We start from the raw sequence: 21,466 nt of genomic DNA on the forward strand, positions 1-21,466 counted from the left end.
CCTGTTAGTTCTGAGGACGTGCCAGTTCATACAGAGCAACAGCCGCTGCATTGGACACGTTCAGGCTTTCCATGTTCCCAGGCATATAAACGCTGGAAATCTCATCACAGGTTTCCCGAGTCAGTCTGCGTAGTCCTGCACCTTCTGCACCAAGAACCAGAGCAACACGGCGCGTACCAAAGCTGCTTCCGTCGAGCTTTGATCCGCCTGCGTCCAGTCCGACAACCCAGACGTCCTGCGACTGAAGGGTTGCGAGCGCGCGCGACAGGTTCACTTCCCGGATGATGGGAACAAGATCCAGTGCGCCTGATGCCGCCTTGGCCATGGCACCGCTTTCCTGCGGGGTATTGCGATCCTGAACAAGCAGCGCGCAGGCGCCGAATGCGGCAGCGGAGCGTAAGATGGCGCCGATGTTCCGAGGATCTGTCACCTGATCCAGCACAAGAATTGGGCCGGGCCGTTCAAGTGCTTCATGAATGGTTGGCGGTTCAAGGGCTTCGACCCGCAGGCAGACGCCCTGATGAACGGCATCACGCTCACACAGGCGATCCAGTCGTTCGCGGTCAACGATCTGGGGTTGGGCACGGAGAGACTGACTGAACGATGATGCTGCTTCTCGGGTTGCGAGAAACTCGAGAATGGTTCGGTCGGGATTGTTGAGTGCGGCTTCTATGGCATGGTGGCCATAGATCCAGTATCCGGAGGCAGGTTTGCCTGAACGGGAGGAGCGCTCGGCATTGCCGGAACGTTGAGGGCCTCTGTCCCCAGAGTGGGACGGGGCGGCGGATCGGGAGTTTGGTCGTCTGGACATGAAAAAATCATATAATCGACGATAGGCGATTGACATAGCCGTTCATCCGCCATATTCCAACCGCCGACCCGGAGAGGTGCCCGAGTGGCTAAAGGGGGCGGACTGTAAATCCGCTGGCGTACGCCTACGTTGGTTCGAATCCAACTCTCTCCACCAGGTCCTCTTTTTCCTAAGAAAAACAAGTACTTAGCCAAAGTCAGCGTCACGTTAACGCTGCGTCACTGGTCTAGCGTCACCTTGATGCTATGGCTCGGTCCTGCCTTCGTTGATAGAAGGCGGCATGGATATGGCTAATCTAACCAATCGGGATGGACTCTATTATGTCCGCTTCATCATCCCGAAAGACCGCTGGCAGGATGCTGGCAAGGTGCTTGGTTCCCGGACGGGAATCCGAAAAGACATCCTCAAATCGCTCCAGACACGCACGCATAAAGATGCCCTGAGGCTTCGTGATGCCGCTCTTGAGGCAATCAGAAAGCAACTAAACAGGAAGCTGGTGGATGTAGGGCTGGCACCTCTTCATGGGGTTGATGTGCCGGATTGGCTGAACGAGGAACTGATGCTGACTGAGGCATTGGAGGCCCGGCGAAAGATCGCGTCTGCTTCTGATGGTGATGACTTCTATGACGAGCATACCGGCATCTCAGAAAGCCCAAGAGATCGCGTTGTGGAGGGCATGGACTGCTTTCTGGAAGGCAGGACGCATAAGCTCGACCATGCGGGAAAGGACGGGGCAGAGTATCAGGCCCGCTTCCGGGAGATAGCAATGGGTGTCCGTACACCGTTCGCTCTGGTGATGGACCGTTGGATGAAGGACCGGGAGAGCGATGTGGGTCATTCCGCCATATCGTTGGATCAGGCCGCGTTTAATCTCTTCTCTCGCTATCTGGCTCATTCTCAGGACCGTGAGGAACCTGAAAACCTCATGAACTTCCTTCGCGCTCAGATTGTCGAGGATGTGCCTGAGGTGGTCTTGGGAGGCTTTTCTGAGTGGCTCCTGAACGAACGCGGATTGAGTGCAAAGACAGTCAGTTGCCGCATATCATCGCTTAAAGGTTTATGGGCGTTTGCTATCCAGAAGCACATTCTGAAAGGCCCAAACCCATGGCAGGGCGCGACCGCTGGCCTCAAGCGAAAAGCTGGCAAGAAGAAGTCTGAGGTCAGGCCCTTCAACGAAGATGAACTGGTCCTTCTCCTGCGGGCGGACCCTGATGAGAAACGCAGATGGGCGTGGGGGCCGGCTATCCGTGACCTGATGCGCCTCGCTTTGCTGACTGGTGCAAGACAGAATGAACTTGCTTCGCTAACCGTTGGGCGAGTTCTCAACCAAGACGGGACTGAAGGGGAACTCTGGGGCATCCAAGTGACCGATGATGAAGCCAAGACAAAGAACTCTGTCAGACGCATACCGCTCCATCCTCTTGTGCAGCCAATTATTGCCAGACGCCTCAAGGAAGCCGGGGAGGGGAATGTTGACGCTTCATTGTTCCCTGAGTGCAAGCCGGGAGGAACAGGAATGAAGCGTAGTCATTTCTTTTCCCAACGCTTCACGGATTTCCGGAGAGACGTTCTTGGGAGAGAGACGGATGGTGAGGTGAACTTCCATAGCTTTAGGCGATGCTTCGCTACCTTCATGGCAACGGCTTTGGCCAATGGGGTGTCCGAGTGCTCTGAACTGGTGCGAGATCATCTTATCGGACACAAACCCATGGCGCTGGGCTCGAATACTTATGCCGCTAAGGACCTTGGATGGGACCTGTACAGTCGGGCTGTGCTTGGCATTGTGGAGAAGGGGACACCTGAGGCGATTATCTATACATTAGATTGCTACGCAAAGCCTCGCCAAAGCGTAGATTAGCGATGGCAAAACCATTTTCATGGACGATATTAATACCATTAGATAATGTCATTATATGAATATTGACGAACCAGATATCAGACGCAGGCTTTGGGCAGAAATGAGGAGTGATCTCATATCTCTCGTGCCGTCGTTAAAGGGCGATGAGCGGCTTATTTGTCCATTGTGTGGTAGGTTATTACCTTTTCAAGATTTTAGTTTGGAACATATTTTGCCTAAGCAGGCTCTTAGATGTGATCCAGCTGAAATCCGTAAAAGATACACACAAAATGAGAGAGCGGGTTTAACCTTAACATGTAAAAAACCACTGAAAATCAGGGGAAATAAATTAGCTGAAAATGGATGTAATGGGTGGAAAGGTTCTCATTACGACAAGGCAATTTCAGACACCATAAAATATTCAACCAACAAGCTAAGATCAAGTAGACATTTGATTGCTTCTTGTGTTGTATCATATTTGGGGTTGTTTAAATTATATGGTTATTCAGTTGTTCTGATTTTGTCTGGTGCTATTATGCGCCGTCAGTTTCTTTTTGTGAACAAATTTTGTTCGGAATTCCCTATTCGAAGTCAAATGTTACTAGCAGGTGGGGTGCCCGAAAAAGCTGAGTCTGTTCCAGATTTGTATTGGTCAAGACCATTTTGGGTGACTTTGCGAGGTGATGGGCAACCATTTTGTAATGCGGGCTATCGTTCAGTTAGCGTGATGTTGCCGTTGAGCCGTGATCCTCGCATTCCGATCTCTCATGCTGTGCCCTACGTTCCGAGCCGTTATATTTTCCGGCCTAATTTCCAGACATTCATAGATTGAAACCGAGTTTTGATGTTCAGTACGTAATTGGCGTGTCTTGCTTCGACGGTCGCCATTTTAACCCCGACTTGCCAGAAGCGGTTTTCGGCTGCTTCAAGCCACCATTTGGTTTTCGGTTGAGCCATCTTATTGGGTTTCCATCCTGATTTGTCGGTCTAGTCGATCCACACAGGCATCCTTCATAGCCTCTCGGGCAATTTCCATCTGTGAGCGGGGCACGATAAGGCTGTCATGTACGGGCAGGACAATGCCGCCTGTTTCCATGATGGAACTCATAGCCTTCCGCATGATGTCCGCTTCCGCGCCTGTCAGATATTGCCCTACGGCCCAGCTTCTCATGGGTTTCTCGACGCTCTTTAGCAGGGCTTCCGGAACGATGGATTTGATGTCCTTCAGGGCCGGATAGCGCTCGAACGCCGGGCCTGTAATGTCCGTGGGCGGGATGCTGTCACGGATGGTCTGAGGCGTCTTGTCGGACCATTTGTTGGGCGCTTTTCCGGTCTGCCAGAAGACGACAAACCACTGTTTGATGGCGGTGCGGTGAGCTTCTTCCAGTCCCGGAAGCGCATAAGGATCGCCCTCAGGAGCAGGTTGGTCCAGAAGAGCCAAGGCGATGGACAGGAACGATGCGGACAGGTCCAGCTCTGCTACAGGTTCGCCATTGATGGTAATGCGTTGGCGTTCGTCTTTGCTGATGCCGTTTTGATAGTTGTCTGGGCCTTGGGCATAGATGCGGCCACCAAACTCTCTCACTCCACTGAAACGGGCTTGAAATACAGGTTCCGCACATCCTGTGAATACGACATCAGCAAAGGAGCTTGTCAGGGCCTTCATGAACACTTGAAGGTCCTCACAGCCAGCTGGGATGTCCATTTTGCTTCTGCTGGCAGGGTCTATCCGTCCGTTTCTTTTGCGCGGAATAGTTGTGAAGGACAGCAGTTCATGAGTCGCCATGCGTTCAACAGGGGCAGGGTTTACCAACTTCCAATCCTGTGCAGCGGTTTGTGAAAGGCATCCGTACTGCTCCGCGAGTTCAAGCAGTTTCTTGGACGGACGCAGACGGGCAGCATGGCCCTGATAATCCCCAAAGGCACCTTTGAAGCTCTTGCCGGGAACATGGTCTAGCAAGCCCAGCGTTTGCATTGCATCGACCTTGGTCTGAAAGGCTGTGTGCTTCACGGGCAGCTTACGGGATGCCTTCCAGAACCATGTGCTGGGGCTTTCATTGACAGCTGACCAGTGGCCTTTCAGACCTCTTCTCAGGAGCCCTGCGAGGATAATCCCTGTCTCACGGAGACGCCTTTCCTTGCCTTTGTCACGATTTCCTAGAGCGGCTTTGGTGCGGCTGCCGAGGTGGGGACGAATGTCTTCCGCAATGCGGGCCACGAGCGCATGGGCAGCTTCAGTGTCCGGAATGCGGCCTAGAGAGAGCCAGTGTGCGGCTTCCAGATCGGCAGGGTCATGCTGGGGGGATGGAGGAGAGAACGGGCGCTGTTCTCTTGCGTGTGTGTTTGTCAGGCCATCGCCCAATGTCCGAAACCTTTCACCTTATACCCTATAGGGATTCCATGTAGAGGTCCTGTTCGTTGATGGCAAGCAAGTCTTCTTTAATAGGGCATCATACATATGAGATGATGTTAATGATGATGGAGGCAGGTGAAGGAGATGGCAGTCATAGAAGACAATACCACCTCCACCATTAGAAGAGACCATGCATCAGGACATGGAGAGCAGGACTACCAAGAAGGAACTATGAGGCGTCCTGTTCATGTGGTCTGCCACCACACCGAGGATATGGGTGCTTTCAGTGCGTCCTGAAGGGCCAGCTCAGGAAAGCAGAACTGGTGTGTCCTGAAACAGAAAGCCTTGCCCCTGAGGTTCATGGGTAGCCGTATGTTCCTGCCTGATAGCTTTCAGGATGCGCTTCACAGACCCCAGACTGGTATTGAGAACGCGAGCAATCGCCTTCATGCTGTGTCTTTCCTCATGCATCTTGTGGATGGTGGATCGCATGACAGGACTAATCCGGTTCCCTGTCCGGGACCTTCCTTTCTCCGCCATATCCTCCATGTTCTGTGCATGGGTGCCCACTTCGAGATGGCAGGGGTCGATGCAAGCCCGGTTATCGCAGCGATGAAGGGCATTCTGTTCTGGTGTGAGCGAAACATTATGGTAATGCTCATACATGAACCTGTGAGCCGGAACTGTTTTCATGCGCTCAGTGCCGTCTTTATCGCGGACGAACATGCTGATGCGGTCATAACCGTATCTGTCTAGCGATGCCCTTGGTCGTACCAAGCAAGGGCCGAGGTGAGGCATGTGCTTTGGTATGCTGGTCCTTTGTGCAGTAGCCATAAGGCGGTCGAAAGCGGGTGTCCGCGCTCGTCCCGGCCTTTTGCGTCCTGAACTTTCGGCGCTGGGCTCCTCAACTCTTTCTGAAAAGGATGCCTCAGGTTCGGAGAGCCGTGTCCATCCTTCAGACGGATAATCTGGTAGGAACGGACGAAAGCCATGCTGGCTGGCCGTTAGAGTATGGGCGAGCGTGCCCATGTCTGGGTGCATTAGGTTTCCTTTATGCTGTTTTGGGGATGGGGTAGATTTCTGAATGGCAGAACTGGACCTGTAGTCCGCGATCATCTCTATGGACCGTGGGCAGGGCAGTTTCTCTGAGATGGGCTTTATATCCAGAAAATCTCAATTTTTGGCTATTTTCTGGGGTTTGTTGCTTGTTACGTTTCGGCTTCGCATTGGTGCCTAAAATGGGACCCGTGAGCCTCAAAAAATGTCCACGCCGCTCGTCTGGATCGAACAACAAAACAACGCGGGGTTTAGGCCCCGAATTGGAACCGAACCCGGAACTTCGTCATGCCCTCGCGGTGGCCCGTTGGGACTCCCGTTTCCTGCCAAAGCAAAAGGTGTCCTTCCGTCTGCCTCATTTGTGCAGGCTTGAATCAGCTCTGAGATGGAAAATCAGGTTTGCGGGACTTGGCCGAAGCTATGCGTTTTAGGAATCGTCGGGATTCCGAAACTGCAAGAGTCATGCTGGCGCCAAACATGTATCACCAATGTCAACGACGGTTCACATTCAGCGAACGCAGGACGACATGACTACCACGGCCCCACTCTTCATCAGCTACTTCCGCGTCTCCACAACTCGTCAGGGTGCTTCAGGGCTTGGTATCGAGGCCCAGCAGAGGGCCGTTGCGCTCCATGTGGCCCAGACAGGCGGACGGGAGCTTGCATCCTTCACGGAGATTGAGAGCGGGAAGAATAACGAACGGCCCAAGCTTTCCGAGGCAATGGAGCGTTGCCGTCTGACGGGTGCCGTCTTGCTGATTGCAAAACTGGACAGACTTTCCCGAGATGCTCATTTCCTTCTTGGACTGGAAAAGGCTGGCATAGACTTCATTGCAGCGGACATGCCCAACGCTAACCGCCTGACAGTTGGGATTATGGCTCTGGTCGCCCAGCAGGAGCGAGAAGCTATCTCAGCACGGACCAAGGCCGCTCTTGCTGAAGCAAAGGCTCGGGGCCAGAAGTTGGGTGGTTATCGGCCCGGCGCTCGTAAGGTGGATTATCGGCTGTCCATAGAAGCACGTCAGAAAGCTGCTGAAGCGTTCCGTGCAAGCATTGGTCCAATGGTCGCCGGGCTACGGGAGGAGGGCATGAGCCTTCGCCAGATTGCAGAGCGTATGACAGAGCTGGGCATCAAGACTTCCAAAGGTGGGACGTGGACCGCTGCTACTGTGTCACGCGTCTTAATAAGTTGAACGCTTGTAGAAACGCACTTACTTAAGGCGAAACGTTTCTACTATTTCGAGGCTTTCAGGAGAAATGATAGACCGGCGATTTTTTCCGGTTAGTACACTTACGCGCCATCCTTTTCTTAGCAGGTCGGCAACTTCTTCTAAGCTATCTACTTCTCTTTTGCAGGGTGTTTCATTGGATTCAATGCCGATGGGTACGTCTTTAGTTGGTAGCCAGACCCCAAAACGACCTGTAGATTTCTCCCGTTCTACAGTCTCATCTGTATAGCCGGTTTCTGTGCGGCGAATTTCGACAACTCGGACTCTTTTCCAAGGCATGGTATTTTCTTTCCAATTTTATAGAGCCGCCGAATACTCCAAAATGTTCGGACCGTCCAAACAATTGGCTATAAATTTCTTTTTGCGCTCATCCTAAGTTGGAGAGGAGTTTTCGGGAATAGGCTAGGCCGTCTAGCACTCAGCTTCATGCAATATTTTGGCGAGTAACAAGCTTCGCTAAATCGGTGTGTCACTAAAAAGCACGAGACATGCACGTTTGACTTATTTGTCAGTGGGAGCATGAGCGTCACTAAAGAAAATCGGGCCTCATAAGGATTTCCTTGAGGAAACTCTAAGGCTCCGTTATGTCGTGACTAAAGCAGGATCGAACGTCAGTGACGTTGAGTTAACTTGCGAGTGTCACTGGTTTTTTGGCAGTTTTCTGCGGAAAATAACAGATTTGTGGAAAGTCCAACTCTCTCCACCAGGTCTTTTCTTCCAAGAAAATCAATTATTTTTCAGCGTGGGACCTCACTCAGTTCTCGCTGTGCGTAGGCTCTGTCGGCGGTATAGCTGCGTCAAGGGTTGATCTGTGCGAAAGACCGCACATTGAATCGCTCAACTGCACATTTCATCATGACGATGAAATCCAAGTGCCGGGTTAGTCGCTGAGAGCAACATTCAGAGTAGCATTATTGAGTTTTTTAAGCGCCGCTGGTTTGAACCTGCATATCGGACTTTAAAGTCCGCATCGGCCGGTTTCTTCTGCCGGTATTGTTTGCGAGTATTTTCTGCGGTCTTGCGAAATTTGTGTGACACAGGCCGTTCGCCTTGACGTGTGCCGCTGCGAACCCTCAATTTTTCACGGGATATTCTTTTAGGGGGGCGCCAGTCATGGAAAGACCTTGGTTTGCGGCGAAGCAATATGGTTATGGAGCAGGGCGCGCAATAACATGGGAAGGACGTGTGACCATTCTTGTGTCTATTGGCACGATCCTTCTGAGCAATATGATCATGATGTGGGCCAAAAGCGTGCCCGTTTTTATTATTTCCCTTATCGTGGATCTTGTGTCGGTCGTCGGACTGCTTTGGATTTGCTCGGCTAAAACGGAAGGCGGATGGAAGTGGCGATGGAAAGGCGAATAGCTGTTCCATCCACTGCTCAAATATAAGCTCTATCCCGGCGCATTATGCTTCCGGAAAACGAGTAGGCCGGTGCCGCAGAGCCCAGTGTTTCATTTGGATGCGGCCCCGGGATTAAGAGTTACTTAGGCAAAGTGATTTTTACGACAATATACGGTAATTCCTGCATGTCTTTTCCATTGTGGAAGTCTGGCAACCGCGCCCATTGTCCGATTGTGCAGTACAGGCCGTCTTTTCCGTAGGTCAGGCCATCTGGTTCAATCATACGCGGATCATGGGCCACGACTGATAATGTGCCATCAGGAGCATGCTTCAGGATTGCGTGGCGTTCGTCATCGGTAATGTAGAGAGAGCCGTCAGGTCCGGTTGCCATGCCGTCTCCCATCCCGCTTTCTCCTTTATCGAGGACGGAGGCTTCGATGCGCTTTTCTGTGGCTTTCCAGTCAGACAGAACTGACGTGGGCGCCGCATAGAGGCGACGGCTTGTCTGCGGTTGCCAATAGAGCGTTTGCTGATCTGGGCTGAGGCCAATGCCATTGGCGCCCCCTTGGGGCATTTCAGCTTTGGTTGGATTGTACCGGGCTGCTCTGCCATCCATGACAGCGACAAAACCGTTCTCGGGCATGACGGGTTTCGTATTGGCCAGAATGCGGCGCTGGTGCCCGGAAGCAAGATCCACGACGATCAGCGCCGGATGGGTGCTTGTCGAAGTGTCAGTAATAAACGCGGTCCCAGACTTTCCATGTGTCAGGTCAATCCGAACGTCATTGACGTGACTGTCTGGCAAAAGAGTTGGCGCCGACAGGGTCAGAACGTTCAGAACCTTGTTGGTCGTAGGATCGATTTCAAACAGCTTTTGCGTGCCTGTGATCGTTCCTTTGCCTGCCAGCATTCCTTCATCGAGCACCCAGAAGTGTTCTTTTGCATCAACGGTCATGCCGAGAGGGGACACGAAATCCTGTTGTGTTTCGGCATTTGGGAACGGCGTCAGGTGGCCGTCAGCATATGTGGCGAGACGTGGCCCGGAATGGTCTTTGACGCTCCGGGGAAAGCCAAGGACGAGCCGGCCATCTGGCAGTGCGGCAATGCCGGAGGGCTGCGCATCGGTAAAGCGCCCGATGATTTCAACGTTTCCGGAGGCTGTGAAACCTTTGTCTGTTGTTTCCGCAGCGTGGGCAGTGGAAGCAATTAATGGGGCGCCAACAAGTGCGGCAAGAAGGGCTGGATAGCGAAGTGTCATGAACCAATCTCCTTGCCGCACTGGATCAGAACGCTGTGCGGGTAACAATTCAAGTTAAGTTGAGCGTTAAAGTTCCAGGCTGGAAAGTTATCATGCAGCAGGCTGGCCCTAGCTGTTGCGTAGTCGCTCTCGAAGCGCAGGGTCATGCGCGTATAGGTAAAGACCTTTCATCCCGCGGGTGAGCAGGACATTCAGCGCATTCAGAATGATGCGTTCTTTCGCCATCTGGGGAGCAACAATTCCGCTCTGTCCCTGAAAGGCAGCACTGTCTTCGTAGCGGGTCGGATCGACGCGGATACTGTCAGTCTGAGCATCATACGACAGAGAAGGGCCTAGAATGACGCCAGCATAGTTCAGGTCAAAGCCCTGGATTGTATAGACCGAGCCGACTTCGTCGATCGTATCGGGGCGTTCAGCCCAAGGAAGCTTTTCATCGGGTTTGGAGCGATCCCATCGCAGGCGGAAACGTCCTTCTTTGATGAAGTGGTCTTCTCCATCCAGCCGATAAGGGTAGTCGTAAGTTGAGAGCAGACGGCATAGGCCGACTTCGTTATTCCGCTCTTTCAGATCATCGTAAAGCTGGGCGCAGTCGTCATAAACGCGCAGATCAAAGTCTGGGTCTTTAGGGCGCCTTCCCACGTGTCCCGCTGCAAGTTGGTCCAGCCAATGCCGGACTTCTGGACCCGCTTCGACGCGAAATTGCGTGGTTAAGTGCAGGGTCTGGGTTGCCCGACCCGTTTTGAAACGATCAAGCAGATCCGCAGACCAGTGACTCTTGAATTTCAGCACCTGTAACGGGTCAAACACCACAACGACTACGCGGGCCAACGCCAGAATTTCTTCGAGATGGTTTTGTTGCTGGAAATGATTGTATCGGTCAGCCCGGGTGAGAAGCAGATGGGCTTCATCGACCAGAACAATGTCTGCCGTCTGATTGGTTTTGTGCAGGCGGTTGATGAACGTCGTAGGTCTGTCGAAATCGGCCTTGCGAAGAGTTGGCGTCTCCGCAGCGACATTACGGTAAAGCTTCAGCATTTCCGGATGATTGACCAGCAGCATGTTGCGGGTGCCCGTCATGGGATCATCTGGGTTCTTTGAGCGTGCGCGTGTCTGAATTGCATTGAAAATTGCGTTGAGGACAACGCTCTTCCCTGTGCCGGCAGCGCCTTCAATGATGAGGAGCGCGCTCTGATCTGACAGATGCGCGGAGCAGAACGAGAGGACCTCGTTTAAAAGATCTTTCTGCTCAGCGGACAAGTGACGCGACAGGGAAAATTTTGTGACTGCGGCGTTTGTTTGTGCTGAAGAGGGCGTCTCAGTCTGCGGCAACATCGGCCACCTTGGCATCGGTGATACGCTGAGCGTCTGCGGGGGAAATGCGCACCACGAACCCTTGATGGCCAGCGTTGATGTAGACGGCTTCCTGTCCCATGGCATCCTGAGACAGGACAACGGGAATAGATGTGGTCTGGCCGAAGGGGCTTGTCCCGCCGGATTGATAGCCTGTCAGTTCGTGGGCCTTTTCCGGATTCATCATTCTTGCGTTCCGGCCGCCGAATAAGGCTGCGACCTTCTTCAAATTCAGCTTCTGATGAGCGGGGGCCACGACACAGACTGGCTGTTTCTTGTCGATTTCGACAACGAGGGTTTTGAGCACACTGCCTGGATCAGCGCCGATGGCATCAGCCGCCTGCATGCCGATCAGGCCGCCATTCGGATTGTATTCGTAGTCATGCAGACTGAACGGCACGCCCTGTTTTTCAAGAAAAAGAGTGGCGCTGGTTTCTCGGCTCATGTGTGATCCCCTGTCTGGCCGCGAAGCACCTTGCAGGAGCCGTCAAAGGGGGCACGATCAATCGATAAACATGTCCGGTCGGCGGCTGAAGCGGATAGGCGCTTCTGTGTCAGGCTCCCTCACGGAAAAGAGAGTCTGACATGCTGTATGAACCCTTCAGCAAGACTTCGCAATATTATGCCAGCAACAGAAGGTGAGGCTTCTTCAGGGCGTTTGGGTGCCGAATTTGTCCCAGTGTTGCAGCAGTTCATGAATGATGCGGGAGCCCACACGGTATCCATTATCCAAGGCTACCTTTTCTCCGTCATAGCCGCTGTTCATGGATTGGACGGCTGTCATGCCGTGAGGCTGCTCAGTGTAATTTGAGGCGCTGCGAAGAACCAGAACACGGCTGCTGTCCACGCGACCGGCCTGCCCAAGGCGTGTCAGGGCTTCGAGAATGCCAGAGTCTTCCATGTCACTGGACACAAAATGGCTCTTGCCCTGTGTGAGAAGATGTACCCAGTCCCGAGCAAAACCGGTCATAATCTTGCCATGCCAGAAGGTATCCGAGCCGAAGTCTCCGCCCGTCACGACAGCTGGGCGTCCAGCAGCGATGTCGGTTGGTTTGTAGAGCTTGCGCTGGGCTTCGAGTTGCGGAGGATCAGACAGTGTGACGGTCTGGGTCAGGTCATAAGCCCAGTGCACCAGAGAAGAATTTAGCTGGAATGCATTATTGTGCTGAATGCTGCCATCGGGCGCATCCCCGCCCGACAGAGCGTATTGATTGGGCTTCTGAGCGGTGATCATGAAATAGCCGTATGGCCATTCTTTCGGAGCTTCCCGCTTGTCGATGTAACGCGTGATGTCTCCAACCACATAGTCCGCGATTGAAACTGAACCGACGGACGCGACGGTGGGGTCAAAGCCGGAAATACCATCCACCATCCAGTAAGCATGGCGCAGATCGAATCTCGGATCCGTTGCGAGGGCCATGACGGATGTCGTTGCCGAGGCAATCGGTGTTCCCGTTACGACGACTAACAGATGATGTTGCGCATCCGTGTAGATCGGATGAATGCCGAGAGGGAACGGAACCTTCTCTGTGAGATGCTCTCCTTCGATCCAGGGCTGGAATTCTCCTGCCCGGTCTCCGGTATCTTCACCAATTTCGTATGTGGTGAGTACGACGGCGCGGATATCCCAAGGCTGTTCTTTGGCTTTGGCCGGCGCTGTTGTGAGTGCGAGTGCTGCCAGGCAGCCCATGGAAAAGGCGGGTGGCATGATTTGTTGCACAAAAGAGATAAGTTTCATGTATTTCTACCGTCGTTCCGCTCTCATAATGAGGACACCATACAGGAAAGATATCGAAAAGAAATATTCATCTCCGATAGGTGTTCTATTATAGGCAACAGATTGATGCTATTTGTAGGTACAGTAATATTTTAAAGTATATATTGGAATATTTGAGAATTTACTGCTGTATAAATAAATTATATCAAAATATATATTGTCTATATGTGTGATTTAAAAGACACATACGATAAAAAACCATAATAAAATTCAAAATATAGGATCAGTAAGTTCTTAGCCCGACTTGCTTTGGTCGACGTTCTGAATATTTTCTGCCGCAAAACGACACATCTTAGGATCGCGTGAAGATGAATTTTGGTGCCAGACGTCTCACACTGCTGACAGCCACTGTACTGGCCGGAGTATTTTGTGATGCAGCAGCCTATGCTGCGGTCTCACAGGCTCGGGGTAAGCATGCTGCGCCAGTTCATCCTCATGTGGCACCTGCTCATCATCGCACGGCTGTTGATGCCAAGGACGCGGAAGCAATTTCTGTCCGTGTGTCCCGTCAGGCGCTGAATGGTGGCGGTGGCATGATGCGCCACGAAATGGCATCGCACTCGGTTCAGACCGTCACGCGCCAGTATATCGAGATGCAGAGCCCAGCCAGTACGGCGCTGGACATGATCAAGAACCTGCCCAGCGTCACGGTTTCTACTGTCGATAGCTCTGGTATTCTTGGTGGCAAGATCAACAGCCGAAGCCTGACCGATTCAGACATGGGCATTCTGTTGAATGGTGTGCCTGTCGCGACCGCGTATTACCTGAATCAGAACGTTGATACTGAAAACGTCAACATGATCTCCGTTACGCCGGGATCGTCTGCCATTGATCTGCCGGTAACGTCCGCTGCCGCGGGTATCATGGACTCTCAGACCATGACGCCGTCTCATAAGTTCGGCGGCCTGATGGATTTCTCGTACGGCACAAACAACATGTCCCGTGAGTTCCTTCGTGTTGAGAGCGGTGACATCGGCAATTCCGGCATCCGCACGTTTGCGTCCTTCTCCCATACACATGCCCGGAACTGGAATGGGCCAGGAACGAACGAGCGTCGTCATCTCGATTTCGGTGCCGCGAAGGACTTTGAGGATGGCTCTTCCGTCAACCTCTTTGTCTCATGGAACCACCAGTTCACGATGGAGCCGCTCAAGCCGACGGCAAAGCAGTTCTATGACAAGAAAGACGGGATCGGGACGTATAATTACTCGTCCAGCTATGATCCGTCGAACCCGTCAAAATACGGGATGCTGAATGGCAATATGTGGGATCAGGTCTTCGTAACGCTGCCTGTCCACATTCATCTGCCGGCGAAATTCTCTTTCGATTTCAAGCCATATTACGTTTACAACGGTGGCTATACCTATAACGGAAGCCTCTTTAGCGGAGCGGGCCGTAACGCGACCATTGGCCAGGGTGGAACGCCCATTTCCGGCAGTGTGCCCTCAGCCTCTTACTACAGCGTTTATCGTCCGCACGCTGGGACGGTGGCGAAGCTGAATTATGATCCGGTCAGTTGGGATCATATGGAGTTGGGATACTGGTTCGATTATCAGGATAATCAGGTCAACAACATGTATTCCGTGTTGCAGACCAATGGCAGCCAGTACTTCCCGTACAATACCTCCAAGGGGCTGTATGTGAATGGAACCCGCTATATGCCGTACCAGGGGGATGCCGGGTGGAAGATCCATTCGCTGTTCTTCCAGAATACGGCCAAGTTCCTGCATGATCGCCTGACGCTGAATGGCGGCATCAAGGTCGCCATGATCAATCGCTGGACGGTCAATGGCGCATCGTCAACGCCCCGCACCGAGCAGAACCAGGTTGTGCCTCTGCCGCAGGTTGGCATCAGCTATCGGATTGATCAGCATAATCTGATCTATGTGAATGCCGAAGGCGACTTCCGCATGCCAGATCCGGGATCGCTGGGGCAGGTTTATGATGCACAGACGGGTGGCTATGTTGGCAATCCGTACAACCCGAAGCCGCAGTATTCGATCAAGGAAGAACTCGGCTGGCGCTTTGATAACGATTACTTTATGACGGATCTGGAGCTGTTCAACTACTCCATTACCAACCGTCTGTTGTCCACGAGCGTTTACATCAACAATCAGGCCATCAGTTCCACCATTAACGCGGGTAACCAGACCGCGCGCGGTGTTGACTTCATGATATCAGCACATCCGTGGCACCATCTCAGCCCGTATGTTTCCGTCGAATATCTGAACGCCACGATGGATTCCAATATCCTCACGACGGGCACCCTGAATGGTCAGACGGTCAGTGATCTGCTGCCGACCAAGGGCAAGACGGCCGTTCAGTCTCCGCATGTGCATGCGAGTGCGGGCCTGACGTATGATGATGGCCATTTCTTTGCGAATGGCAGCGTCAGCTACGTGTCGTCCCAGTATTCGACGTTCATGAATGACGAGAAAATCCCAGGGTATCTGACGGACAATCTGTCACTGGGTTATCGCTTCAACTCCTACGGCCGGTTCAAGGCACCGAAGTTCCAGCTGAATTTCAGCAATCTGGGCGGCGATTTCGTCCGGACTGGCGCCTACAGCCTCGTGTCCAATGCCAAGGCAGCCAAGGGTGTTTACGGCAGCACGATCAGTGCCAGCGGAACGCCGACCTATTACCTCTATCCGCGCTTTAGTGTGACGGGGAATATCTCTGTCGGGTTCTGATCTGGCGGCGATATGCATTTGAGAGAAGGACGGCTCTTCCTGGAAACAGGGAGGGCCGTTTTTTTTGTATTGCGAGGATGACAGCGCTGGCTTTGAACGCTAGCATTTCGACAACGGTAATGGATTCTGCCTGACCATACTGGTCGAACCGCTCTCCTCCCCGAGATGCTGATGATTCCTGTCAAACTCGCTTCTTTAGAAGCATGACAGGAGAATTGCGTCCGATGCCTGCTTTCCATAATTTCCCCCGCGTGGCTGTGACGACATTGCGATGGGGCTTTCTGCTTCTGCTGCTTGGCGGAAGTGTCGGATCTGTTTGTGCCCTGTTTCTCTGGTTGTTGGACCAGGCCACGGACATACGGTTTGAGGCCCCTTGGCTGATCTTTGGCCTTCCGCTGGCCGGAGTGGGCGTTGCGCTGTTGTATCAGTGGTTTGGCGGGAAATCAGCCGCCGACAATAACCTGATTATTGATGAAATTCATAAGCCGGGTGGGGGCGTCCCTTTCCGCATGGCGCCTTTGGTTTTGTTTGGAACGGTTGTCAGTCATCTTTTCGGCGCATCTGTTGGTCGGGAAGGAACGGCCGTTCAGATCGGAGGAAGCTTTGCTGCTGCAATTGGCCGCCTGTTTCGGCTGCACGTGCAGGACATGCGCCTGTTGCTCATGGCGGGGATTGCCGCAGGTTTTGGTGCCGTTTTCGGAACGCCTGTTGCAGGGGCTGTTTTCGGACTGGAAGTTCTGACGCTTGGCCGGCTTGATTATGCGGCTCTGTTGCCGGTTGCGGTGGCCTCGATTGTCGCAGACTGGACGTGTCATGCATGGGGTATCCACCATGCCGTTTATCATGTCGGCTTTCGGGGGATCGCCGCGGCAGACGGTTCGATGTTTCACGTCAACGCCGTTTTGCTGGTGAAGGTCGGTTTTGCTGCCGTGTGTTTCGGTCTCGCAAGCCGGGCGTTTGCGGACGGTGTTCATCGCCTGGCAGGCGTCTTCCAGCGCCTTTGTCCATCAGCCTGGATACGGCCTGCAATTGGTGGCGTGCTGACGTTGCTGCTGGTCTGGATACTCGGAACGCGGGACTACCTTGGCCTCGGCACTGTCTCACATGTGGAGGGCGGGGCGAGCATTCTGAACTTCTTTGGGGCTGGATATTATCCCTGGAGCTGGTTCTGGAAATTGGTCTTTACTCTTGTCGCATTGGCAACCGGCTTCAAAGGCGGCGAAGTGACGCCCCTTTTCTTTATCGGGGCGGGTTTGGGAAACGCATTGTCTCCTCTGCTGGGTGTGCCAGTTGATCTTCTGGCAGGGGTGGGGTTTGTGGCCGTGTTTGCCGGGGCAGCCAATACACCTCTCGCCTGTACATTCATGGCGGTGGAGCTCTTCGGCGCGACCGATGTGATTTATTACGCGACTGGTTGTTTCGTCGCTTATCTCGTGTCCGGCCATACCGGCATCTATCTTTCCCAAAGGATCGGGACGCCTAAACTGGCTCTTTTCTCAAAAGAGCAGGGGCAGTCGCTGCGAGATGTCTGCAATCGTTGATGCTATTTCCGGCGCGGTGGATTTTTCTTGGCGTTCAATGTCGTGCAGAGCAGGGCTGCCAGCAATATTTCTACGCTGAGCAGGCCAAGCCATGTGATGACATCAATGATGGGCGTTTGCGATCCATGGAGTTGAAGCATCAGGCTTAAACCCAGCAGTGCGAAGCCTGTCAGTCTGAGGCCGAGCAGATAGGACGCCGACGTGGCTTTTTTGAAGAAAACTCCGCTGCCACGAGCAGAACCCGCCGCCATCAACAGAATGGAAATCTGCCCACACAGCAGCGTCGCCCCCATCATGGGGAAAGTCTTTTCTTGCGATAGGTATTGATGGCGGCATAGGCGAACGACCCGGCAAAAAGTGCGGCCGTTACACTTGTCGCGGCGCTGACACTATCACGCCATGGCGCCCCCAGGGCAGCAATGGCCAGACATGCCAGAGCGCAGGCAGCCAGAAGTTCGGTCCAGGCTGCTTCTGATTTACGGAACAGGGCGAAAATCAGGGCGAGAGCCCACATGATGAAAACGCACTGAATTTCATGATTTTCCCGTCCCGAAAGGCCAGCGGGGAGGATGCGGTTTGCAAGAAAATAGGATGCAAACGCCAGGGAAAGCCCGGCCAGAACCCCCACATTCAGGCGTTCTGTCAGCACGTGTCCGAGATGAGGGTTGCTTCTCAGGCGTTTGATCGTCCAGAGGCGCATTCCGCTTCCAATAACGGCGGTCAGCATCAGTCCGCACACAAAATAAAGCCATCTCGTCACACCGGGCGCAAAGCGTGCGACGTGAAGACCATACAGGAATGTGTAAGCACCAATGAGTGGCCGCTTTTCGACATGTTCGCTGAGAAGGTGGCCGTTCGTGCCGTCAAAATTCAGGGTGTGTGATGTCATGCTGACGGTGTTCGTGTTGCCCGATGTGATGGTAATCACTGACGCCTGATCGGTCGGATTGAAGATATAGATCTGTGCGATGCCGGCTTCACCGATGCGTCTTTCTGCATCCTGAAGAATGGGAAGGATGGGCGCGAGATGGCCCGGATGGCCGCTGGGCGGACGGGTATTCAAGGCCGGATTCAGATCTGTGTAAGACGCCATCAGATCATGTTTGTAAATGGCCTGTGTGCTCCATGGGAGAAGCAGGGTCCCCAGCGTAACTGCGCCTGTGAAGGAGATCATGAGGTGGAAGGGCAGGGCCAGAACGCCTAGAAGGTTATGCGCATCCAGCCAGCTTCTCTGTCCTTTTCCCGGACGGAATGTAAAGAAATCCGTGAAGATCCGACGGTGAATAATGACGCCGGAAATCAGGCCGACGACAAGGGCCAGCGCGGCGATGGCGGCGATCAGGCGACCAAACGGGTAGGGGAGTTGAAGCTCGAAATGGAAGCGGTAGAAAAACTCGCCGCCAAAGGTTTGTCGAATGCCGTCAGGGCTGCCGGTTTGTGGGCTGAGTGCTTTCTGCAAATACACGCCTTTGGGGTCAGACCAGACCCCTAGTGTGAATGGCTCCTGTTGTGTCGGTGCATTCAGATACCAGGCCGGAGATGCGGGGGCATTCTGTGTGAGCCACTCTACGGCGTGAGCGCTTGCTTCAATCGGGGAGATACTGGTGGCGCTCAGTTCTGGCCGCATCCAGACGCTGATTTCCTGGCGGAACACACTCAGCGTTCCGGACAGGGCAATTGCGAAGAGAACCCATCCAGTTATCAGCCCAAGGCCCGTGTGCAGCCAGGCCATGGAGACGCGAAAATTGCTTTTCACGGTCTCCAGCCCTCTAAAAGAGCCAGTCCTCCTGTAAGGAGTGTCGCAAGCAGCGTGACGCCAAAAGCTTTGCGACCATCGGCAACGCTAAAGCAGGCCATGAACGTAACCGGCCAGACCAGCAGGCCGACAAGGATGCCGGCCATAGCGCAATCTGCGCGGGAGAGGGGGAGCCAGAGGCTCAGGCAGATCCCTCCAAGCGCTGACAATGCGTATCCGCCGGGCAATGCCGCCAGTAAACGCAAGGTCAGATGCTGGCGCGCCGGACCGGACTTACCAGGTGTAGCCAACGCTCGCCTGTGCGTTGCGGCGTTCGCCATAATAGCAGAATTCCTGATTGTAAGAGGCGTAAGCAAGGCAGTTCGCCACATAGTTCTTATCAAACAGGTTGCGGACACTGGCAGCAACTGTCCAGCCATGCAGTCTGTGGGATAGATTGTTGAGATCGTAGCGGATAGATCCGTCAAAGAGTGCATACTGCGGAATCCAGACGCTGCCATAAGATGCTTCGCCACCATAGGTCTTAGCAGAATATCGCATACCGCCGCCAAAGCCGAAGCCCTTCAGAGGGCCGGATGGCATCGTGTAGAAAACAAACAGCGAGGAATTCCCTTTGCCCGATTGCATCAGGGGTTTGCCGGTTGAATCGTCACGGACTTTCTGGAAGCTGACGGATGCTGTGACCATCAGGTTCTTATATGGCTCAGCATGTGCTTCGAACTCGAAACCATCTGAATGAACCAGACCACTGGCGGTGCTGTACCCCGTATTCCCGACAGCAACCAGAACGTTGGTTTGTTCGATGTGGAAACCGGTCGCTGTCAGCAGGATGCTGGTTCCCGGAACCTGATATTTCACACCGCCTTCAAGCTGCTTTCCGAGAGACGGGGCAGCCTGATGCATGGTCTTTCCGCCATCGCTGGACACGGCGCCAGACTGTGGTTGGAAAGATGTCGAATAGCTGATGTACGGCGCGAGACCGAAATCAAAATGGTAGAGGCCGGAGGCGCGCCAGGTAATCTGGCTGGGGCTCTGACGGCTGTCTGAATTGTAGTTGGACTCAACCTGATGGGAGCGATACCAGTCGTTGCGGATGCTGCCCGTCAGGATCAGGCGGTCCCAGCGGATCTCATCCTGCCCATAAGCGCCCACCTGATGGGAGTCCGTCCGATAGTTGACCCATGGAGACATCGGATCAATGGCCATTTTGTAGTTCGGATGAAAGACGTTCAGGTCTGGTGCTGCGCCATAAAATCCCACTTCTGTCGCGCTCTGTTGCATGTAATCAAAACCGAACATCAGCGTGTGCTGCAGCGGGCCTGTCCGGACTTTGCCTTTGAATTGGCTATCAAACGCCAGGTTGTGGGTACGTTCGTACGTCTCGATTGCTGAGCGGGCCAGCGTATCGTCGCTGACATAATACCCCATGTCATAGACGCTGCGGTATTGGGTCTTTACATCGTCATAACGGCCGCGAGACGTGAAGCTCCAGTCATTATTGAATGTATGAGTGAAGATGTAGGTGATGGCCCCTTGGCGACGATTGTATTTTTCGAAGGATGAATCACCATCATAGAAATTTCTGGGCAGATAGCCGTATGACGCCCGCTTGAGCGAGCCTACCAATGGGACGCCACCGTAAGTCCCGTTCTCAGGGTCGTACTGGTAATTTCCAAGCAGCGTGAGAGTTGTTGGCCCATTCCCGCCGAAGGTCACCGCAGGGCTGATGGAAAAGCGGCGGCTTCCTGTGCGGGTTAGCTGTGTGTGTTGCCCGTTGACGGTGCCATAGAGGCGGTACCGAACAAACCCATTGTCTGTTGCGTATCCGCCAACATCTGCATCGACGCGATAAAGGTCGAACATGCCTCCCGTTGTATTGATCCCGCCGTAGAAGCGCTGGTCGGTGGGTAGTTTGCTGGAGAGGGCCGTCAGGCCGCCGGGGCTGGATTGGCCATACAGTGCAGACGCGGGGCCTTTGAGAATTTCAACCCGATCCAGACGTGATGTATCGGTCTGCGCCACCGCGTATCCTGTGGGGCTGTCCTGGAGTTTCAATCCATCCAGAAACGTTGGGACGGAGAAGCCGCGGAGAGCAAACAGATCGTAACGCGTGCCAACCGCACCGCCGCGCTGGTCCGCAGTGACGCCTGCTGTGTAGCGGACTGCCTGATTGAGGTTCAGAACGCCTCGAACGTCCATCTCATTACGTGTAATGACCGTGACAGACTGAGCCGTCTCGATCAGCGGCGTATCCGACTTCGTTGCAGACGTCGCCACGGTCGCCATTCTGCGTGCCCGTACGGAGATATGCTCCATCTTGGCAGGAGTGGACGTCGATTTCCTGTTCGTATGGTTGTCTGATGGGGTTGTCGTCGTTGTCTGGTCAGCGGCGTGAGCGTGGCTGAAAACAAGGCACAAACCGGCAATAGCAGGGGTAATTCGGGAATTGCTGGGCACGGGA

The 21,466-nt window shown here is 53.6% G+C and carries 18 protein-coding genes, 1 tRNA gene and 1 riboswitch; of the genes, 7 read left to right on the top strand and 12 right to left on the bottom strand.

What is annotated here, in order from left to right; genetic code table 11:
• Positions 1 to 4 precede the first annotated feature (4 nt).
• Positions 5 to 811, bottom strand: a complete 807-nt coding sequence (gene rlmB, locus ABDK75_RS03440; RefSeq protein WP_346004976.1) for a 23S rRNA (guanosine(2251)-2'-O)-methyltransferase RlmB — start codon at positions 809 to 811, stop codon at positions 5 to 7.
• A gap of 70 nt (positions 812 to 881) precedes the next feature.
• Between rlmB and ABDK75_RS03445 the strand changes: the two genes are divergently transcribed.
• From ABDK75_RS03445 to ABDK75_RS03455, 3 genes are all read left to right on the top strand, one after another.
• Positions 882 to 967 (top strand) — tRNA-Tyr (locus ABDK75_RS03445).
• Positions 968 to 1,097: 130 nt separating this feature from the next.
• Positions 1,098 to 2,669: a hypothetical protein gene (locus ABDK75_RS03450; RefSeq protein ID WP_346004977.1), complete on the top strand. Its 1,572-nt coding sequence runs from the start codon at positions 1,098 to 1,100 to the stop codon at positions 2,667 to 2,669.
• 55 nt (positions 2,670 to 2,724) lie between these two features.
• Positions 2,725 to 3,480 carry a hypothetical protein gene (locus ABDK75_RS03455; RefSeq protein WP_346004978.1) on the top strand — a complete coding sequence of 252 codons (756 nt, stop codon included), beginning with the start codon at positions 2,725 to 2,727 and terminating at the stop codon, positions 3,478 to 3,480.
• A gap of 126 nt (positions 3,481 to 3,606) precedes the next feature.
• Here the strand turns inward: ABDK75_RS03455 and ABDK75_RS03460 are convergent, their stop codons facing one another.
• Both ABDK75_RS03460 and ABDK75_RS03465 read right to left on the bottom strand, forming a co-directional pair.
• Entirely contained in the window at positions 3,607 to 5,010 is a 1,404-nt protein-coding gene (locus tag ABDK75_RS03460; protein WP_346004979.1) for a hypothetical protein, read from the bottom strand.
• A 297-nt stretch (positions 5,011 to 5,307) separates the two neighbouring features.
• On the bottom strand, positions 5,308 to 5,727 hold the full coding sequence (locus ABDK75_RS03465) for a hypothetical protein (protein WP_346004980.1): 420 nt from the start codon (positions 5,725 to 5,727) through the stop codon (positions 5,308 to 5,310).
• An 857-nt stretch (positions 5,728 to 6,584) separates the two neighbouring features.
• On the opposite strand from ABDK75_RS03465, the gene ABDK75_RS03470 reads away from it, so the two are divergent.
• The gene (locus ABDK75_RS03470; RefSeq protein WP_346004981.1) at positions 6,585 to 7,250 is read left to right on the top strand and encodes a recombinase family protein; all 666 of its coding nucleotides are present in this window, start codon (positions 6,585 to 6,587) and stop codon (positions 7,248 to 7,250) included.
• Positions 7,251 to 7,268: 18 nt separating this feature from the next.
• On the opposite strand, the gene ABDK75_RS03475 is transcribed toward ABDK75_RS03470, so the two are convergent.
• Entirely contained in the window at positions 7,269 to 7,565 is a 297-nt protein-coding gene (locus tag ABDK75_RS03475) for a hypothetical protein (protein WP_346004982.1), read from the bottom strand.
• A gap of 834 nt (positions 7,566 to 8,399) precedes the next feature.
• On the opposite strand from ABDK75_RS03475, the gene ABDK75_RS03480 reads away from it, so the two are divergent.
• Positions 8,400 to 8,651, top strand: a complete 252-nt coding sequence (locus tag ABDK75_RS03480) for a hypothetical protein (protein WP_086633972.1) — start codon at positions 8,400 to 8,402, stop codon at positions 8,649 to 8,651.
• 118 nt (positions 8,652 to 8,769) lie between these two features.
• On the opposite strand, the gene ABDK75_RS03485 is transcribed toward ABDK75_RS03480, so the two are convergent.
• From ABDK75_RS03485 to ABDK75_RS03500, 4 genes are all read right to left on the bottom strand, one after another.
• A complete protein-coding gene (locus ABDK75_RS03485; RefSeq protein ID WP_346004983.1) occupies positions 8,770 to 9,888 on the bottom strand; it encodes an L-dopachrome tautomerase-related protein in 1,119 nt (372 codons plus the stop codon).
• 108 nt (positions 9,889 to 9,996) lie between these two features.
• Positions 9,997 to 11,220 carry a DUF2075 domain-containing protein gene (locus ABDK75_RS03490; protein WP_346004984.1) on the bottom strand — a complete coding sequence of 408 codons (1,224 nt, stop codon included), beginning with the start codon at positions 11,218 to 11,220 and terminating at the stop codon, positions 9,997 to 9,999.
• A complete protein-coding gene (gene ybaK / locus ABDK75_RS03495; RefSeq protein ID WP_346004985.1) occupies positions 11,204 to 11,683 on the bottom strand; it encodes a Cys-tRNA(Pro) deacylase in 480 nt (159 codons plus the stop codon). The genes ABDK75_RS03490 and ybaK overlap by 17 nt, the downstream gene beginning before the upstream one ends.
• A gap of 204 nt (positions 11,684 to 11,887) precedes the next feature.
• The gene (locus ABDK75_RS03500; protein WP_346004986.1) at positions 11,888 to 12,976 is read right to left on the bottom strand and encodes a purine nucleoside permease; all 1,089 of its coding nucleotides are present in this window, start codon (positions 12,974 to 12,976) and stop codon (positions 11,888 to 11,890) included.
• Positions 12,977 to 13,323: 347 nt separating this feature from the next.
• On the opposite strand from ABDK75_RS03500, the gene ABDK75_RS03505 reads away from it, so the two are divergent.
• Together ABDK75_RS03505 and ABDK75_RS03510 are read left to right on the top strand one after the other, a co-directional pair.
• Positions 13,324 to 15,708 carry a TonB-dependent receptor gene (locus ABDK75_RS03505; protein WP_064275127.1) on the top strand — a complete coding sequence of 795 codons (2,385 nt, stop codon included), beginning with the start codon at positions 13,324 to 13,326 and terminating at the stop codon, positions 15,706 to 15,708.
• Positions 15,709 to 15,814: 106 nt separating this feature from the next.
• Positions 15,815 to 15,896: riboswitch (Fluoride riboswitch) on the top strand.
• A 36-nt stretch (positions 15,897 to 15,932) separates the two neighbouring features.
• Complete coding sequence (locus tag ABDK75_RS03510) at positions 15,933 to 17,249, top strand: voltage-gated chloride channel family protein (protein WP_346004987.1); 1,317 nt, start codon at positions 15,933 to 15,935, stop codon at positions 17,247 to 17,249.
• A 2-nt stretch (positions 17,250 to 17,251) separates the two neighbouring features.
• Here the strand turns inward: ABDK75_RS03510 and ABDK75_RS03515 are convergent, their stop codons facing one another.
• From ABDK75_RS03515 to ABDK75_RS03530, 4 genes are read right to left on the bottom strand one after another with little or no spacing between them, the layout of a single operon-like run.
• On the bottom strand, positions 17,252 to 17,545 hold the full coding sequence (locus tag ABDK75_RS03515; protein ID WP_346004988.1) for a hypothetical protein: 294 nt from the start codon (positions 17,543 to 17,545) through the stop codon (positions 17,252 to 17,254).
• Positions 17,542 to 19,005 carry a PepSY-associated TM helix domain-containing protein gene (locus tag ABDK75_RS03520; protein ID WP_346004989.1) on the bottom strand — a complete coding sequence of 488 codons (1,464 nt, stop codon included), beginning with the start codon at positions 19,003 to 19,005 and terminating at the stop codon, positions 17,542 to 17,544. The genes ABDK75_RS03515 and ABDK75_RS03520 overlap by 4 nt, the downstream gene beginning before the upstream one ends.
• On the bottom strand, positions 19,002 to 19,325 hold the full coding sequence (locus tag ABDK75_RS03525; protein ID WP_346004990.1) for a hypothetical protein: 324 nt from the start codon (positions 19,323 to 19,325) through the stop codon (positions 19,002 to 19,004). The genes ABDK75_RS03520 and ABDK75_RS03525 overlap by 4 nt, the downstream gene beginning before the upstream one ends.
• Complete coding sequence (locus tag ABDK75_RS03530) at positions 19,279 to 21,462, bottom strand: TonB-dependent siderophore receptor (protein WP_346004991.1); 2,184 nt, start codon at positions 21,460 to 21,462, stop codon at positions 19,279 to 19,281. The genes ABDK75_RS03525 and ABDK75_RS03530 overlap by 47 nt, the downstream gene beginning before the upstream one ends.
• Positions 21,463 to 21,466: the final 4 nt, after the last annotated feature.

This window comes from Gluconobacter sp. OJA, assembly GCF_039638325.1.
Lineage (GTDB): Bacteria > Pseudomonadota > Alphaproteobacteria > Acetobacterales > Acetobacteraceae > Gluconobacter > Gluconobacter cerinus.